Consider the following 16,572-nt stretch of genomic DNA (forward strand, 5'->3'; position numbering starts at 1 on the left):
AACCGGATGCACAGGGAAGTTGACCGGAGCCTGACAGGAAAGATCGGGCGCGTGACCGGGCACATCGGGCCCGGCACCATCGGCGAAGTCATGTTGCCCTACCTTGGCGGCACCATGGCCTTTCACGCCCACCCGTTCGACAGGACAAGCAACTTCGCAGTGGGTGATGAGGTGCTGGTGATCTACTTCGAGCCGCCACAAACGGTGTTCGTGGACGAACTGCCGGATGTCTTGAGGCATCCCGAATGAGCAGGGCGCCGACCCTGGCCCGGGTAAACTGCCGCGGCTAGCCGGCAGGCGCCACGACGTCCTCCAGCACCGACCTGTCGAAAAAACGGACCTCGCCCGTCGCCTCAAAGAACACCGGAACCACGGATGTGCTCGGGTCCTTGGAGGTCTCGTAGATTTCAGCAGCGCTTCCATGCTTCCTGGCAATTGTTCCAACAAGCTCTGTACCGCGAACCCGGACGGTTCGAAATTTGTAGCTCATGTTGACCCCTTCGTCGACTACCGCAAACCCTACTCCTGAAAAGAATCTTCGAATCCTGCGGAGCATTCAACACTTCGGCATGGCATCGGAAAGTGGCAACATGGGGGGATGACACCCGTTCACGGCCTTTCCGGCTTCTTCCGGCGTCCCCGGCCCATCAAACCCGAGGCCGGCCAGGAATCGGTGTGGGACTAGCCGCGGCCGCCACGGGTCGAGCCGCGGGCCGAACGGATCATCGTGCGGGCTGGCGGGCAGGTGATTGCGGACACCACCGAGTCAGTGCGCGTCCTGGAGACAAGTCATCCGCCTGTTTACTACCTGCCGTTGGACTCATTCCCTTCCGGGGTACTTGTCCCTGTCGGGCGCACCACTTTCTGCGAGTTCAAGGGGCAGCGCACTACTTCGACGTCGTCGCCGGCGGAGTGGTCGTTCCCCGGGCCGGCTGGACCTACCCGGAACCCACCCCGGGTTTCGAGGCGCTTGGAACCCGGGTTGCCCTCTACCCGGGTCTCATGGACTCCTGCGAAGTCAACGGCGAGCAGGTGACCTCCCAGGACGGTGACTTCTACGGCGGCTGGATCACCAGGCAGATCGTTGGTCCGTTCAAGGGTGGCCCGGGCACTGCCGGGTGGTAGCACGGCCCACGTACGAAAAACTGACGGCCGCCCCGTCGTAGGGGCGGCCGCCGGATTCCGCGCGCTGCAGGTGTCAGTGCTCCGCTTCTGCGGCAGCCTTCTTGGCGTTTTTCTCGGCGTCCTTCGCGGCACGCAGGGCTTCGGTCTCGTGCTGCTCCTCGGCTTTTTCCTGGTGGATGACCTCTGCCAGGAGCTTCTCCATTTCCTTGGCCACCCCGGCGGCTGAGGCCGGGTTCTGGCCGGTCACCAGCCGTTCGTCCACCACCACCTTTTCCTCGAAGACACCGGCGGAGACGTGGGTGGCACCCTGCTCCTCAAGCCGGTCTGCCAGGAAGAACGGGATAACCTTGTCCTTCCCTGCAGCGACCTCCTCGTCGTTGGTGAAGGCAGCCACCTTCCGGCCCTCGACGAGGCGGAAGCCGTTGGCCAACTCAACGTTCAGCAGCCCGGCCGGCCCGTGGCAGACCGCGCCCACTACGCCGCCGGCGTTGTAAACGCTGGCCACGAGATTCTGCAGGCCTTCGCTGTCCGGGAAGTCCCACATGGTGCCGTGACCGCCTACGAGGAAGACGGCGTCGTACTGTTCGGGATCCACGACGTCCACGCGGGCAGTGTTGTAGAGGCCCGCACGCGTGGTCTCGTCCTCCGTGAAAGCGACCTGGATGGGATCTCCTGAGTCCACCTTGTCGCGCGGGGGCTGGCCGCCCTTGATGGACGCGAAGTCGACGAAATGCCCGGAATCCTTGAAGACCTTCCAGGGATGTGCAGCCTCGGCCACGTTGTAGCCGGTCTTCTCTCCGGTATCGCCGATCTCGGAAACGCTGGTCAGTACCATGAGGATTTTCTTCATGAAGTGTTCCTTTCGTCCAACTTCCACCCTACGCCCAGCACGTTTCAGGCCTTCCTCCCCGCCTTGGATGGTGGCAGTCGACCGGGCGGTTATGCATTCGCACTCATCGCCCTGCACCGCTGAACGCCCGCTCCGATCGCGCTCGCGGATATGCTGGTCGTCGCGGGGCATGCCGATGCGTACGTAATCCGATGAAAGCATCGGTGCAGCACTACATCGACTACCGCCGCAAAGGTTTCGCCGTCAGCGCACTGAGGTCCCCGCGGACACTTTCCGGTTCGGCTTCAGCGGGTCTTCGTATGGTCCCGTCCCCCGTCGAAGGACCCGGCCGGGTTCTTGTCCAAGGCTCCGAAGACAGGATCCAGGTCCTTTGGCTCCGGCCAGCGCTCTGCCACACCTTCGAACGTCAGGTGGTCGTCCTCGTTGTAGTCGAACCAGCCGGGCCGGATGATCGTGTGGGCCCGCCTCTGGCAACCCTGGCGTACTGCTTCCGCGACGACGTCGCGGCCGACGTTTCCGGCTGTGCCGGGAGGACCTGCCAGTACAGGGAACAGCAGGCACTCCCGCAGTTTCTTCCAAGGTGGTGGGCTTGGTAAAGCAGGCCAGCGGGAAGCTGCCTCCGATCCGCCACGTCAGAAGGACATCCGTGAACACCACCCCAGCCGTGCCTCCCACCTGGTTCCGTCCCAAGGCGGAGCTGGGCCTGTCCCTGGGCGTCGGCGTGCTGGTGGCGGTCTCAGCCAACGCCGGCTCACTCGCCGGGACCGTCGCGCTTCCCCTGGTGATCACCGGCGGATCGATCATGCCGGCAGCCGCGCTGCTCGTGGCCTTGGTCCTCATCGTTCCCGGCGAACGCGCGGTCCGGCGCAACTCCCGAAACAGGCCCTGACAGTACCTGTTCACGGGAACCTTTCTGCTGTTACCTAAGCAGTGGAACCTGGAACCTTTTCATAAACCACCGAACGGAGAGAATTCAGATGCGGGCAACCTTTATGTACGGCGCCGGTGATGTGCGGGTGGAGAACGTGCCCGACCCGATCCTGCAGGACCCCCCCGACGCACTGGTCCGGATTGTCAGGTCCTGCGTCTGCGGGTCTGACCTGCATCCCTACCACAGCATGCCTAAGTCCCATCAGGGCTCCCCGATGGGCCACGAGTTCATCGGCGTCGTCGAGGACACCGGCAAAGACGTCTCAACCCTGAAAAAGGGCGACTTTGTCATTGCCCCTTTCGCCTGGTCCGACGGCACCTGCGTCTTCTGCCGTGAAGGCCTGCAGACCTCCTGCCGGCACGGCGGGTTCTGGGCCTCAGGCGGGATCGGCGGCGCCCAGGCAGAAGCTGTCCGCGTCCCGTTCGCCGACGGCACCCTGGTCAAGGCCCCCGTGGGCGAGGACAGCGAACTGCTGCCCTCCCTGCTGACCCTGTCCGACGTCTACGGCACCGGCTACCACGCCGCCCTCAAGGCAGGCGTCAACAACCGCACCAGCGTCACGGTCATCGGCGACGGGGCCGTAGGGCTGATGGCCGTGCTCTCGGCCAGACTGCTCGGTGCCGGGCAGATCATCCTGATGGGACGGCACAAAGCACGCACCGACCTCGGCATCGAATACGGCGCAACCGACGTCGTGGCCGAACGCGGCGAGGCCGGCATCGAGAAGGTCCGGGAACTCACCGGCGGCGACGGCACCCACACCGTCCTCGAATGCGTCGGACACCGCCCCGCCTACGACCAGGCGCTCGGCGTGATCCGCCCCGGCGGGGTCATCAGCCGCGTCGGCGTGCCCCAGTACGAGGACGCCCCCATCGGCTTCGGCTCGATGTTCGGCCCCAACATCACCCTCACCGGCGGCCCCGCACCCGTCCGCGCCTACATTGAGACGCTGTTGCCCGGTGTCCTGGACGGCACAGTCAACCCGGGCAGGGTCTTCGACCGCACCATCAGCCTCGACGACGTTCACGAAGGCTACCGCGCCATGGACTCCCGCGAATCCCTCAAAGTCCTCGTCCGCCCGTAAGCGAACCACCCCCACGAAAGGAAACCGTTCATGGCTACATGGCTCATCACAGGATGCTCCACCGGACTCGGCCGGGCACTCGCCCAGGCAGTGCTCGCCCACGGGCACAACGCCGTCGTCACTGCCCGGAACCCGGCGACTCTGGAAGACATCGCCGCCGCCTACCCCGGCACGGCTCTGGCCCTGCCCCTCGACGTCACCGACCGGGCCCGGATCGGCACGGTGGTGCAGCAGGCACAGACGCGCTTCGGCGGCGTCGACGTGCTCGTCAACAACGCCGGGTACGGTTACCGCGCGGCAGTGGAAGAAGCGGACGACGGCGACATCCGGCAATTGTTCGACACTAACGTTTTCGGCGCTGTGGACATGATCAAAGCAGTCCTGCCGGGCATGCGTGCCAAAAGGTCCGGTGCCATCCTGAACATCTCCTCCATCGGAGCGCGCATCACACCGGCGGGATCAGGCTATTACTCGGCAACCAAAGCCGCCCTGGAAGGGCTCTCCGGTTCCCTTCACAAGGAGTTGAAGCCGCTGGGAATCAGCGTCACCGTTGTCGAGCCCGGTGCGTTCCGCACCGACTTCGCCGGGCGCTCACTCACCCAGTCGGCGACGCCCATTGGAGACTACGCGGACACGGCAGGCAAGCGGCGGAAAGAAAACGACACGATGCACGGCACCCAGCCCGGCGACCCTGCAAAAGCAGCCGAAGCCATCCTGGCGGTCGTCGAAAGTGCGGAGCCGCCGTCGTTATTGGTTCTCGGACAGGACGCGTTCAACGCGTTTGGTGCTGTTGCCGAGGCAGAACGCGCCGAGCTGGACCGTTGGCGGGACCTCAGCCTCAGCACTGGAATCGAGGACTAGGCCAATGGAATATACACGCCTCGGCCAGTCCGGCCTGAAAGTCAGCCGCATCGCCTTGGGCTGCATGAGTTTCGGTGACACGTCACAAGGCTTCAACGAGTGGGCCCTCGGCGATGACGATGCCGGGCCGGTCTTCCGCCAGGCCGTCGACCTGGGAACAGATCGATGCGTCGCTGTCCCGCCTCGGCACAGACTATGTTGACCTGTACCAGATCCACCGTTTCGATCCCGAGGTGCCGATCGAGGAAACGATGGAAGCCCTGCACGACGTGGTCAAGGCCGGGAAAGCCCGCTACATCGGCGCCTCATCCATGTGGGCGTGGCAGTTCGCAAAAATGCAGCACGCCGCCGATCTGCACGGCTGGACCAGATTCGTCTCCATGCAGAACCAGTACAGCCTCATGCAAAGGGAGGAGGAACGGGAAATGTTCCCGTTCCTGGCCGACCAGGGCCTGGGCAGCATCCCGTGGAGCCCCCTCGCCAAGGGGCGGCTCACCAGGCCGTGGGGCGAGCACACCAAACGCGCCGACACCGACCCCGTGCAGCGCCGCTTCTTCAGCGACGATGACCAGCCCATCGCCGACGCCGTCCAGCAGGTCGCCACGGAACTCGGGGTGCCGATGGCCCAGGTTGCGCTGGCCTGGGTTCTGCGCAACGCCACCGTGGCCGCCCCCATCGTAGGCGCCACCAAGACCCACCACCTCACCGACGCCGCCGCGGCCCTGGAGATCAAACTCACCGACGAGCAGGCACAACAGCTCGAAAAGCCTTACACCCTGCGGATGCCGACCGGCTACTGACTGCCAACTGTTCACCGAAGGCAAGAGTCAAGGGAAGCCCCATGAACCTCGAACCCGTTCCGCCGGCGACGAAGAACCCGGCGGCCCAGTTCGCCGGGGATGTCCGGCTCGACCCGATCGCACCGCCCCCTGAGAGCCACCCCGGCCAGGTGGATTCACTGAGGAACCAAGGAAGGCAGTAGTCATCGGCCTGGAACTCGCCAAGACTGGTGCGCGAACGGCTCAGCCACCGCTTCGATGAAAACCCCTGCCTGAACTACCAAGCAGGGTGACTAATGCACGTCCGAGTGGTAGACCTGAACTGTTCCGCTGAGGAACCCGGCGGGCTCGTTAGTCACAGCGAGGTGCACGATGACGTCAATGAATCCTGCTAATCAACTTGACGAGCTGGGCAAGCGGACGCTGCGCAAAGTCCGTAACCGCCTGATGCCCCTGATCGTCCTGCTCTACTTCATCGCTTATCTGGACCGGAACAATGTCGGCTTCGCAAAGCTGACCATGAGCGAGGACATCGGCCTGAGTGCGTCGGCCTACGGCCTCGGCGCCGGCATCTTTTTCCTCGGCTACGCCCTGCTGGAAATCCCCAGCAACGGCGGCATGTACAAGTTTGGCGCCCGTAAATGGATCGCCCGCATCCTCATCTCGTGGGGCATCTTTGCCACGGCCATGGCGCTGGTGAATGGCGAGACAACGTTCTACATCGTCCGGTTCCTGCTGGGCGCCGCGGAGGCGGGCTTCTTCCCGGCAATCCTGTTCTACCTGACGCTGTGGTTCCCTGCCGCACAGCGCGTGACCGTGCTGGGCATCTTTATTCTCGCCCAGCCCATCTCCAATGCCCTCGGAGCCCCGGTCTCGGGCCTGCTGCTGCAGATGGACGGCATCATGGGCCTGCAAGGCTGGCAGTGGCTTTACATCATTGAAGGCATCCCGGCCATCCTCCTCGGAATACTTACCCCGTTCCTGATGACCGACCGCCCCAGCCACGCGCACTTTCTGGCGGACGATGAGCGTGAATGGCTGACAAAGACGATGGACGAGGAACTGGCCCACAAGCAGAAGGGCCAGCCCCACCACTTCCTCGCAGGGCTCAAAGACCCGCGGACCATCGCCTACTCGGCCCTGTACTTCGGGCTGGTCTGCGGCATATACGGCCTCGGCCTGTGGATGCCGACGATCGTCGCTGCCCTGGGCAAGTTCACCACCACCCAGGTCGGCTTCATCGTGGCCATTCCGTACACGATTGCGGCTGTCTTTGTGTACTTCTGGGGCCGTCGCTCGGACCGCACAGGCAACCGCGTTTTGCATGCAAGTCTCAGCATGGTGATGGCCGCCGTCGGCCTCCTGGCGGCGGGCTTCCTGGTACAGGTCAACGCGGTCCTTGCCCTGACGGCCTTGACGCTGGCGGCCATGGGCATCTATTCCGCCATCGCACCGTTCCTGGCGATGCCCTCCACGGCCCTGGTCGGGGCCGCGGCAGCGGCCGGGCTGGCCATGGTGAACTCGCTTGGTAACCTTGGCGGCTTCGTGGCTCCCTACGCCGTCGGGCTGTTCAACGACGCCACAGGAGACAACCGTTCGGGCCTTGTGTTCCTCTCAGCCTGCCTGGGCATCACGGCCATCGCCACCTACCTCTACGCGCGCAAGCGCCCGGAGGGCCACGTGAAGCCCGGTACGCGGGCCACGGTCGGTGAGGAAGCTGTGGCTGCCGACGAGTTCGACATCAAGAACTGACAACTGCTAACGAGAGGCAGACTGACATGGGTCCTCGAGGTGCGTTCCCGGCCGAACGAACAGCGGTCCTGACCGGTGCCGCGTCTCCACGTGGCATCGGACGGGCAACCGCGGAAATGCTCGCCAGCCAAGGCTGGGCGGTGGCTGTTTTGGACATCGACGGCGATGCCGCACGGAAAGCCGCGGAGGAGATATCCAGCATTTACGGCGTCAAAGCGATCGGGGTCGGGGCGGACGTCTCCGCCCAGGCAACCGTCAATGCCGCCATAGACGACGTCGAATCCGCACTGCCGCCCATCGTGGGACTGGCCAACCTTGCGGGCATCAGCTCACCCACGGAGTTCATGGACGAGACCCTTGAGGCCTGGGAGCGGGTGTTCAAGATCAACATGACCGGCACGTTCCTGGTGACCCAGCGCGTGCTCCGGGGCATGATCGAGCGGAAACTCGGCAGGATCGTGAGTGTCTCGTCCATCTCCGCCCAGCGCGGGGGCGGCACGTACTCCAAAGTGGCTTACAGCGCCTCGAAGGCCGCCATCATCGGATTCACCAGGGCACTGGCCCGTGAAATGGGCCAGCATGGCGTCACCGTCAACTGTGTGGCTCCCGGTCCCGTGGACACGGACATCATGGGTGGGACGCTGACCGTGGAGCGCAAGGCGGCCATGGCTGCGGACATCCTGGTGGGCCGGGTGGGCACCGTGCGGGATATCGCGGCGCTGATCGTGTTCCTGCTGGGCGAGGACGCCGGGTTCATCACTGCCGCCACCTATGACATCAACGGGGGGCTGCAGATTTCCTGACCCCTGCGGGCCACCCCACTGCCCGGCGCTGGGTCCCCAACTTCGGGGGGCCCAGCGCCGCAGCTTCACGGGTCCAATTCCAGCCCGTGCCATCCCTGACCGTTGCCCACCACCTAAAGGATGCGTCCGGGGGGCCCGGGAGGTTGGGTTGTCCACTCGGTTTCGGTGGCCCGCATCCACGGATATGGCAGGAGATCCTCGATGCCCACCCTTCCCACTGTCCCCGCAGCATCCACCAGGACCGTTGAGCCTGCGCCGTAGGCGCGGAGCAGTTCCCGGCATACGCCGCAAGGGTTCGTGACCTGCGGTTGGCCGCTTTCGTCCATGCTCACGGCAACCATGGACCGGATGGCCGGCTCCTGTGCCATCCGGGCATTCGCCAGGGCACTGGACTCGGCGCACACGTTGATGCGTTTTGAGCCGATGTGAAGTCCGAGGTAGACAGCCCCTGACTCACCGCGCATGGCGGCGGCTACCCGGTGGTTGTCCGTGTGATGGGCCGCCAGCAACAGCTGCCTCGCTGCTTCGTACAGCTCCACGTCGGTGTCGCTGAGTTCAAAGGAAATCACGTCTCTGCCTACCGTCCGATGAAGATGCCGTTCTTCTGCTTGGCGAGCAAGTAGAAGACAATGCTGAGCAGCGAGAGGACGGCGACGTACACCGGGAAGATCCAGGAGGCATTCAGTGACTGCAGCCAGACCAGAAGGTAGGAAGCGGTGCCTCCGAACAGGGCCACGCCTATGCCGTATCCCAGGGCCGTTCCGGCGCCCCGGCAGGACTTCGGCATGAGCGAGCTGGTGACGACGTTGTAGAGCGTCATGTTCAGGACCAGGACCACTGAGCCGCCGAGCAGGACTGCCGCGAAGCCGCCGATGCCGGGGCGGACATACATCAGCATCAGGAAGACCGAAGGAATGGAAAGCGCACGGGTGATCAGGAACCATTTCGAGATGGACCTGCCGTCCGCGAACCTGCCGATGAGCAGGCTGCCGACGACGAGCACGACACCGAGGGCGGTGGTCAGTGCGAAGACGGCCGTGGCGTCCTCCTTGAAGCTGGAGCGGGCCGCGGTGGGCAGTCCGGTGTTCCACGCGTAGTTGTAGGCCTGGGCTGCTCCGACGACGAAGGTGATTGCCAGGACGCTGAGCCAGTGCTTGCGCACCCCGCCCCAGACTGCCTTTGTGGAGTTGTCCGCGAGCTCTTCGGGCTTCATGGTCTCCGGCAGCGTGCGGCGAAGGTAGACGACGACAAATCCGAAGGCTGCTCCGACGATGAAAGGTATCCGCCACCCCCAGTCAGCCATCACTGTGCCGCCGAGCATCAGCGACGACAGGTAGCTGACCAGCGAGGCGAGGAGGATGCCGGCGTTGACGAAGAAGGAGATGACGCCGGCAACGAAGCCTTCGCGTCCTTCGGGGACCAGTTCGACGGCGTGGGCGGTGGAAAGGGGCGCTTCAATGCCGGTGGACATGCCCTGGATGATCCGGCAGACGAGCAGGATGACGCCTGCGGCGGCACCGATCTGGTCATAGGTGGGGCACAGGGCAATGACCAGGGTGGTGACTGCCATCATCATGATGGACCAGAGCATCACCTTCCGGCGTCCGAGCTTGTCGGCCAGGGTGCCGAGCAGAATGCCGCCCAGGGGACGGAACGCGAAGCCGACGGCAAAGACGGCGAGTGCGCTCAGTGTTGCTGCGACGGGGTCCTGTGACGGGAAGAACTTCGGTCCGATGAACGCCGACAGGAGGCCAAAGACCATCCAGTCGTACCACTCCAACGTGTTTCCGAGCCCGAGGGCCAGCAGCCCGCGGCGGACTTCGGGAGAGAGCCGCGGCTTCCGGTCACTCGCGGCGCCAGTCTTGACGACAGTGTCAGTCATGATTCTTTCCTTCCCCTGCACCTTCGGGGTGCAGGAGGGTACGGATCACCGGCGGACACCCTGATGGGGGCCGGCGATCGAAACTATCGTTTGGCTTGGTCCGGTAGAACGGACCGGCTCACCACATGGGAGGTGAGTTAGCACAGATAGCTACGCATGCCTCTTCGTAGCGCTGGAATGCAGACCGGGGCCATGGACCTCCCGCCAGAAGGTATGCATGCCTGTTGCCCGCATTGCGTCGCTCACTCCAGTGATGCGACTCACATAACTATATTGAAGATCTTTACAGAGTCAATGCTTTCCGGAAACGGGATCTGCAGCCCGCCGGCAATGTTCCGGATTGAAAAGTTTTCACCCAGACCATTGATTCTCTAAAAGTTTTCACTATAGTGATGTAAGTCAGGTCATCGACAGAAAGTTGAACCATGGTCACCGAGAGCCTTGCAGGGAGTTCCCCTAACGGCACCAGCGTGCTTCTTGCCACCGTCGGCAACAAGGTCCGGAACATGCGCAAGGAAAAAGGCATGACCCTGGCTAAGCTATCGGAAATCACCGGCCTCAGCCCGGCGATTGTCAGCCAGATTGAACGCGGACTGGCCAACCCGTCCTTCACCACGCTCGCTCAGCTGGCCCATGGCCTGGACATCCCGGTGGGGAAATTTTTCATCGGCCAGGAAGAAACCAGATCGCCCGTGGTCCGCAAGGCCGACCGGCGCAATCTTAAGGGCGTCACCAAGAAGTCAGTGGGCGAGGCAGTGTACGAGCTGCTGACCCCGGACCTGAATGGTGCGCTGGAGGCGCAGTGGATCGTGAGCCCGCCAGGCCATGACACGAGCGCCACGCCCTTCCGGCACAGCGGCGAGGAGTTCGGCATCATCCTCTCCGGCCGGAAGGACATCTTCCTGGACGGCGTGTGCTATTCGCTCGAGGAAGGCGATTCGATCACGTTCTCCTCGGACACTCCCCACTGGTACAAAAACAGCTACGAAGAGGTCTGCGTAGCAATTTGGGTCAACGCCCCGCACGCGTGGTGACTATGCGGCTTTAGCCGCCATCAGCGTTTCCCGGTCCGCAGACACTGTCCACCGCAGAGCCTTCCGCGGACCCATCTGACGAATCCCGCACAAGGGCCCCCGGTCCTCGCTGCCCTGCGCCCTGCGCCGGGAAAATTCGTCCTGCGCCGCTGCGCTCTTCAGCCCAGCGACCGCTCTGCTCCCTCCGCCGTACCCTCGGCGTCCCAGCCGGAAAGTTAAGGATCCCCATGAACTCGCTCGAACTCAGCACCACCACAGCGGACCTCACCGCACCAGTTATCTCCCGTTCCAACGTCCTCGTGGTGGGCGGCGGCCCCGCAGGTGTTGCCGCCGCCGTCACCGCCGCCCGCTCCGGTGCACAGGTCACCTTGCTGGAACGGTATTCCTCTCTCGGCGGCCTGGCATCCGGCGGCATGGTCCTGGTCTTGGACGACATGATCAACGGCCAGGAAATCACCGTGACCGGCATCGTCTCCGAATACGTCGAGCGCCTGCAAAAACTTGGCCTCGCCGTCGTCCCGCCGGCCGATGACCGCAAGACCTCCGAGGAACTCTGGAACAAATGGGGCCGCTACGGCACCTTCGACTTCCACTCACACACCAACCCGAAGCCCATTTGCTACGCAGCGGCGTTCGATCCGGACGGCTGGAAGCGGGTCTCCAACGACCTGGTCCGCGAGGCCGGCGTTGACCTGCGCCTGCATTCCTGGTTCTCCCGCCCCATCGTGGACAACGGTGTGATCAAGGGCGTCATCTGCGAAACCAAGCTGGGGCCACAGGCCTTCCTGGCCGACATCGTCATCGACACCACCGGCGACATCGACGTCGCCTCCCGGGCCGGCGCCAGCTACGCCAAGGACAACTACCTCACCACCCTCGTCTTCCGCCTGGGCAACGTGAACACGGCCGCGGCTGAGGCCTTTGAACAGGCCAACCCCAAGGAAGCCCGTGCCATCAACCGCAAGATCAAGCGCCTCCTCGGCGGCGCCTGGGAACTGTGGTGGCTCAAGACCCCCATCGACGGCGTTGTCTGGTGCAACGCCCCGCACATGACCGGCTTCGACGGCACGGACCCGGCAGACATGACGGCCGCCGAGTTCGCCGCCCGCGACCGGATCTCCGAGGCAGTGGACTACGTCCGGGCCAACCTGCCCGGCTTCGAAAATTGCTACATGCTGGACGTCGCGTCCCAGATGGGCGTCCGCCAGACCCGCCTCCTGGAGGGCGAATACGTCATGACCAAGGACGACGTCACCCAGCGCCGGCACTTCGCCGACACCGTGGCCCGCGGCCGGGACTACTACTACCCGTACCGCTCGCTGCTGCCCAAGGAAGTGGACCAGCTGCTGGTTGCCGGCCGCCACTACTCGGCCACCCCCGAGGCGCAGAAGATGTCCCGCGAGATCCCGCCCTGCATGGCCATGGGCCAGGCCGTGGGCGTCGCAGCCGCACTCGCCGTCGAGAACGGCCTGCTGGTCCGCGACGTGTCCGCAGTGGATATCCAGCAGGGCATGCGCAGGCACGGCGCGGACCCCGGCGACGTCCCGTCAGCGAACGCCACCCTTGACCAGGATGCGGTGGTGGGGGCATGAGCACCATCATCGAAAAATTTGAAGGAACGACGGCGGCACCGGCCACCGCGGAGGAACGCACCACAGTGCCGCTCCCGCTGGACGGCATCAAGATCGTGGACTTCACCCAGGTCTTCATGGGCCCGTCCTGCACGCAGCTGCTGGGGGACTACGGCGCGGACATTGTCAAGGTGGAACGACCCGGCGCCGGGGACATTTCCCGCAACTCGTTCCCGGACAAGGACGGCCAGGACAACCCCATCTTCCTGTCCATCAACCGCAATAAACGCAGCATTTCAGTGGACACCCGGACAGAGGAAGGCCGGAACGTCCTGCACGTCCTCCTGGCCGACGCGGACGTGGTGGTCAGCAATTTCCGCTCCGGCGTGATGGAACGCATGGGCTTCGGCTACGAGGAACTCAAGAAGAACAATCCCGGCATCATCTGGGCTTCCGGCACGGGCTTCGGCCCGGTGGGCCCTTACTCCCACAAGGGCGGCCAGGACGCGATCGCCCAGGCCTACTCGGGTGTCATGTGGCGTCGCGAATCCGAAGATGCGAAACCCGGAATCTACCCCACCACCCTGTGCGACTACATCACGGGCATGCACCTCATGCAGGGCATCCTCCTTGCTCTGCGCACCCGGGAAACCGCCGGCGTCGGCCAGAAGGTGGAGGTGACCATGTACGACTCCATGCTGCACCTGCAGATGCAGGAGGCGTGCATGCAGCTCAACCGCGGCTACGAGGTCAACTGGGGCGCCATGCCGCTGAGCGGCGTGTTCGAAACCACCGACGGCGCGGTATGCATGGTGGGCGGTTTCACCCCCGACCCGCTCAAGCGGATCTCGGAGGCGCTTGGCCTGGACGAGGACCTCACTCTCCGGCCCGAATTCGCGGACCTCAAGCAGCAGTTCAAGCACAAGCCCGCGCTGCAGGCCATCTTCTGCGAGCGCATCGCCACCAACACCACCGAATACTGGACCTCCAGGCTGGAGGACCAGGGCCTGCTGAACGCCCCGGTCCATACCCTTGAGCAGGCCCTCGCCGACGCGCAGACCGAGGCCAACGGCATGGTCGTGGAAGCTGAACACCCCGGCGTGGGAACCGTGCGGATGCTCAACGCCCCCATCCGGCTCTCCGCCACCCCGCCCACCATCCGGCGCGTGGCGCCGCGGCTCGGCGAACACAACGTGGAAGTCCTCAGGGAAAACGGCTTCGACGACGAAACCATCGAACGCCTGCAGCAGCTGGGGGTGCTCAGGTGACCACGGTTTCAGAAGCGGAGAAGGCAGGCACAGCTGCGCAGGCAGTGGATGAAGTCACCCTGACCATCGAAAAGCACGTTGCCACTGTGGTGATTGACCGCCAGCACGTCCTGAACGCCGTTGACGGCACCGCGCAGGCCCGGCTGAACGAAATCTGGGCCCAGCTGGAACAGGACTCCAGTATCCGCGCCGTAGTGATCACGGGCGCCGGCACCCGCGCGTTCTGCGTGGGCGCGGACATGTCCGCCTCCGCCGTGGACAAAACCGGCCTGGAATACTGGGCCGGCCTGGACCCCAACGGCTTCGGCGGCCTCAGCCTGCGCACCAGCCTGGACATCCCGGTCATCGCCCGGGTCAACGGCTACGCGTTGGGCGGCGGCATGGAAATTGTGCTCGGCGCGGACATCGTCGTCGCATCGGAGGACGCCAGGTTCGGGCTGACGGAGCCCCGGGTGGGGCGTCTGGCGCTCGACGGCGGTATCCACCAGCTGGTGCGCCGCATCCCCCACACCCAGGCGATGGGCATGCTCCTCACCGGCCGCAAAGCAGATGCCACGGAGATGCAGTCCATGGGCCTGGTCAACGAAGTAGTTCCGGCAGACGAGCTCGACACCGCGGTGCAGCGCTGGGTGGAGCAGATCCTCGCCTGCGCCCCCACCTCGGTCCGGGCCGTGAAGCAGATGGTCACACAGACCGGCCATCTCACCGCCAAAGAGGCCCGCGGGCTTCGCCTGCCGGCCCTTATGGCCGCCCTGGACAGCGAAGACTCCGCCGAAGGGGTCCGCGCCTTCCAGGAAAAACGGCCGCCGGCCTGGCCCGGCCGCTGATGCCCACCAACATGCAGCAGGAAGAGAAGGAGAAACAGATGCAGGCAGCAAGTGCACCTGAGACGTCGGCCCGGGAATCCCTGGCGCCGGGGGTATGGGGCGTCGTCGCCACCCCGTTCCAGGGCAGCACCCTGGAAGTGGATCTGGACAGCCTGTCCGGGCTTGTGGAACACTACGAGGCCATCGGCACCACCGGGCTGACTGTCCTGGGAGTGTTTGGTGAAGCTGCCGCTCTGTCCGCAGAGGAACGCCGTCAGGTCCTGGAGATTGCGGTCGAATGCACTGACCTTCCACTCGTGGTGGGCATTACCGCCCTTGCCACCCGGCCCGCCATCGAGGAAACCAGGGCAGCTCAGGAAGCGGCCGGCGGGCGCCTGGCGGCCGTGATGGTGCAGGTCAATTCGGCCCGGCCGGAAGTGGTGGCCGCGCACCTGGATGCCATCCACCGGGCCACCGGAGCGAAGGTGGTCCTGCAGGATTATCCGCTGGCCAGCGGTGTCAGCATCAGCACCAAGGCCCTCATCTCAGTAGTGAACCTGTGCACCTTCGTCATCGCGGTGAAGGCCGAAGCACCACCCACCAGCGTCGCCATCGCGGAGCTGACGGCCGCCGTCGGGGTTTCCGTTTTCGGTGGCCTGGGCGGGCAGGGACTGCTGGATGAGCTGATGTCCGGCGCAGCGGGCGCCATGACGGGATTCTCTTACCCGGAAGCGCTGATCGCTTGCGTCCGCGCCTGGCGGCGCGACGGGTATGAGGCCGCACGCGACCAATTGCTGCCGTACCTGCCGCTGGTCAATTTTGAACAGCAGGCAGGAATCGCATTGGCCGTCCGCAAAGAATGCCTGCTGCAGCGCGGGCTCATCAAGGATCCCGGGGTCCGTCCACCCGGGGCGGCCTTCCCGGAGAAGCTGCGGCCAGGCATGCTGGCGCACCTGCGCGAAGCGGCCGAGGCGCTGGAAGCGCAGTCCACAACCATGTTTGCAGGGGGTTTCTGATGGACCTGGGAATCGCCGGCAAGACAGCGTTTGTCGCGGCCTCCACGGGTGGCCTGGGACTGGCAGTGGCACGCGCCCTCGCCGCCGAAGGTGCCCGCGTTGCCATCGTCGGCCGGCGGCGTGACAGGGGCAAGGAGATCGTCGCGGAACTCCATGCCGCCTACGGAACCACCGGTTTTGACGCGGTGGCCATCGAAGCGGACCTGACGACGGCCGAAGGAATCGCCTCCGCTGTCGAACAGACCGTGGCGGACCTGGGGCCCATTGACATCCTGGTCCTCAACGGCCCCGGCCCGAAGCCCGGCGCCGCTGCCACACTCAGTCCCGGGGACATCGCCGCTGCCTTCGAACTGCTGGTCAAGCCGCACCACGCGCTCATCTCCCACGTGCTTCCAGGCATGCGGGAACGGCGCTGGGGCCGGATCCTCGCCATTGGCTCCAGCGGGGTGGTGGCTCCCCTGCCCAACCTCGCGGTGTCCAACACCGGCCGGGCGGCCCTGGCAGGCTACCTCAAGACGCTCGCTGCCGAAGTGGCGCTGGACGCGGTGACTGTCAACATGCTCCTGCCCGGCAGGATCGGCACGGACCGGGTGGCCGAACTGGACCAGGCCGCCGCCAAGCGCCGGGGCACCACGCCGGAGGACATCCAGCTGGAATCCCGAAAGACCATTCCCGCCCGCCGCTACGGCGAGCCGGAGGAATTCGGCGCCGCCGCCGCATTCCTGTGCAGCGCCCCGGCGTCGTACATCACCGGTGTGGCACTCCGGTGCGACGGCGGCCTCATCCGCAGCCTCTAGACCTACATTTTCC

At 64.9% G+C, this 16,572-nt stretch carries 18 protein-coding genes and 1 pseudogene; 15 read left to right on the forward strand and 4 right to left on the reverse strand.

Annotation, left to right across the window (positions count from 1 at the left end; translation table 11 throughout):
- Positions 1–6: 6 nt before the first annotated feature.
- Positions 7–249, forward strand: a complete 243-nt coding sequence (locus ACS5PJ_RS15320; RefSeq protein WP_439435725.1) for an NfeD C-terminal domain-containing protein — start codon at positions 7–9, stop codon at positions 247–249.
- A gap of 37 nt (positions 250–286) precedes the next feature.
- On the opposite strand, the gene ACS5PJ_RS15325 is transcribed toward ACS5PJ_RS15320, so the two are convergent.
- The gene (locus ACS5PJ_RS15325; protein ID WP_354148680.1) at positions 287–490 is read right to left on the reverse strand and encodes a hypothetical protein; all 204 of its coding nucleotides are present in this window, start codon (positions 488–490) and stop codon (positions 287–289) included.
- 108 nt (positions 491–598) lie between these two features.
- Between ACS5PJ_RS15325 and ACS5PJ_RS15330 the strand changes: the two are divergent.
- Positions 599–1,125 (forward strand): annotated as a pseudogene (locus ACS5PJ_RS15330) (DUF427 domain-containing protein).
- A gap of 73 nt (positions 1,126–1,198) precedes the next feature.
- On the opposite strand, the gene ACS5PJ_RS15335 reads toward ACS5PJ_RS15330, so the two are convergent.
- Positions 1,199–1,975: a type 1 glutamine amidotransferase domain-containing protein gene (locus tag ACS5PJ_RS15335; protein ID WP_439435726.1), complete on the reverse strand. Its 777-nt coding sequence runs from the start codon at positions 1,973–1,975 to the stop codon at positions 1,199–1,201.
- A 646-nt stretch (positions 1,976–2,621) separates the two neighbouring features.
- Here ACS5PJ_RS15335 and ACS5PJ_RS15340 point away from each other — a divergent pair.
- The 7 genes from ACS5PJ_RS15340 (at position 2,622) to ACS5PJ_RS15370 (ending at position 8,185) form a co-directional block, all read left to right on the forward strand.
- A complete protein-coding gene (locus tag ACS5PJ_RS15340; protein WP_439435727.1) occupies positions 2,622–2,864 on the forward strand; it encodes a hypothetical protein in 243 nt (80 codons plus the stop codon).
- A gap of 88 nt (positions 2,865–2,952) precedes the next feature.
- On the forward strand, positions 2,953–3,990 hold the full coding sequence (locus tag ACS5PJ_RS15345; RefSeq protein ID WP_439435728.1) for a zinc-binding dehydrogenase: 1,038 nt from the start codon (positions 2,953–2,955) through the stop codon (positions 3,988–3,990).
- A 30-nt stretch (positions 3,991–4,020) separates the two neighbouring features.
- Complete coding sequence (locus ACS5PJ_RS15350) at positions 4,021–4,851, forward strand: oxidoreductase (RefSeq protein ID WP_439435729.1); 831 nt, start codon at positions 4,021–4,023, stop codon at positions 4,849–4,851.
- Positions 4,852–4,925: 74 nt separating this feature from the next.
- Positions 4,926–5,651: an aldo/keto reductase gene (locus ACS5PJ_RS15355; protein ID WP_439435730.1), complete on the forward strand. Its 726-nt coding sequence runs from the start codon at positions 4,926–4,928 to the stop codon at positions 5,649–5,651.
- Positions 5,652–5,692: 41 nt separating this feature from the next.
- Entirely contained in the window at positions 5,693–5,833 is a 141-nt protein-coding gene (locus tag ACS5PJ_RS15360) for a hypothetical protein (protein WP_439435731.1), read from the forward strand.
- A gap of 169 nt (positions 5,834–6,002) precedes the next feature.
- Positions 6,003–7,382 carry an MFS transporter gene (locus ACS5PJ_RS15365; RefSeq protein WP_439435732.1) on the forward strand — a complete coding sequence of 460 codons (1,380 nt, stop codon included), beginning with the start codon at positions 6,003–6,005 and terminating at the stop codon, positions 7,380–7,382.
- Between the two features lie 26 nt (positions 7,383–7,408).
- Positions 7,409–8,185 (forward strand): SDR family NAD(P)-dependent oxidoreductase, encoded by a 777-nt coding sequence (locus ACS5PJ_RS15370; RefSeq protein ID WP_439435733.1) that lies wholly within the window; start codon positions 7,409–7,411, stop codon positions 8,183–8,185.
- A gap of 113 nt (positions 8,186–8,298) precedes the next feature.
- On the opposite strand, the gene ACS5PJ_RS15375 is transcribed toward ACS5PJ_RS15370, so the two are convergent.
- Complete coding sequence (locus ACS5PJ_RS15375) at positions 8,299–8,754, reverse strand: cytidine/deoxycytidylate deaminase family protein (RefSeq protein ID WP_439435734.1); 456 nt, start codon at positions 8,752–8,754, stop codon at positions 8,299–8,301.
- Positions 8,755–8,762: 8 nt separating this feature from the next.
- Positions 8,763–10,067, reverse strand: coding sequence for an MFS transporter (locus ACS5PJ_RS15380; RefSeq protein WP_439435735.1), 1,305 nt, complete (start codon positions 10,065–10,067; stop codon positions 8,763–8,765).
- Positions 10,068–10,492: 425 nt separating this feature from the next.
- On the opposite strand from ACS5PJ_RS15380, the gene ACS5PJ_RS15385 reads away from it, so the two are divergent.
- From ACS5PJ_RS15385 to ACS5PJ_RS15410, 6 genes are all read left to right on the forward strand, one after another.
- Positions 10,493–11,101, forward strand: a complete 609-nt coding sequence (locus tag ACS5PJ_RS15385; RefSeq protein ID WP_354147779.1) for a helix-turn-helix domain-containing protein — start codon at positions 10,493–10,495, stop codon at positions 11,099–11,101.
- Between the two features lie 227 nt (positions 11,102–11,328).
- Positions 11,329–12,693, forward strand: coding sequence for an FAD-dependent oxidoreductase (locus ACS5PJ_RS15390; protein WP_439435736.1), 1,365 nt, complete (start codon positions 11,329–11,331; stop codon positions 12,691–12,693).
- Positions 12,690–13,940, forward strand: coding sequence for a CaiB/BaiF CoA transferase family protein (locus ACS5PJ_RS15395; protein ID WP_439435737.1), 1,251 nt, complete (start codon positions 12,690–12,692; stop codon positions 13,938–13,940). Before ACS5PJ_RS15390 ends, ACS5PJ_RS15395 begins: the two co-directional genes overlap by 4 nt.
- Positions 13,937–14,767: an enoyl-CoA hydratase-related protein gene (locus tag ACS5PJ_RS15400; protein ID WP_439435738.1), complete on the forward strand. Its 831-nt coding sequence runs from the start codon at positions 13,937–13,939 to the stop codon at positions 14,765–14,767. The genes ACS5PJ_RS15395 and ACS5PJ_RS15400 overlap by 4 nt, the downstream gene beginning before the upstream one ends.
- A gap of 38 nt (positions 14,768–14,805) precedes the next feature.
- Entirely contained in the window at positions 14,806–15,762 is a 957-nt protein-coding gene (locus ACS5PJ_RS15405) for a dihydrodipicolinate synthase family protein (protein ID WP_439435739.1), read from the forward strand.
- Positions 15,762–16,559: an SDR family oxidoreductase gene (locus ACS5PJ_RS15410; RefSeq protein WP_439435740.1), complete on the forward strand. Its 798-nt coding sequence runs from the start codon at positions 15,762–15,764 to the stop codon at positions 16,557–16,559. The genes ACS5PJ_RS15405 and ACS5PJ_RS15410 overlap by 1 nt, the downstream gene beginning before the upstream one ends.
- The last annotated feature ends 13 nt before the right edge of the window (positions 16,560–16,572 follow it).

The organism is Pseudarthrobacter cremeus (assembly GCF_051857465.1).
Classification (GTDB): Bacteria; Actinomycetota; Actinomycetes; order Actinomycetales; family Micrococcaceae; genus Arthrobacter.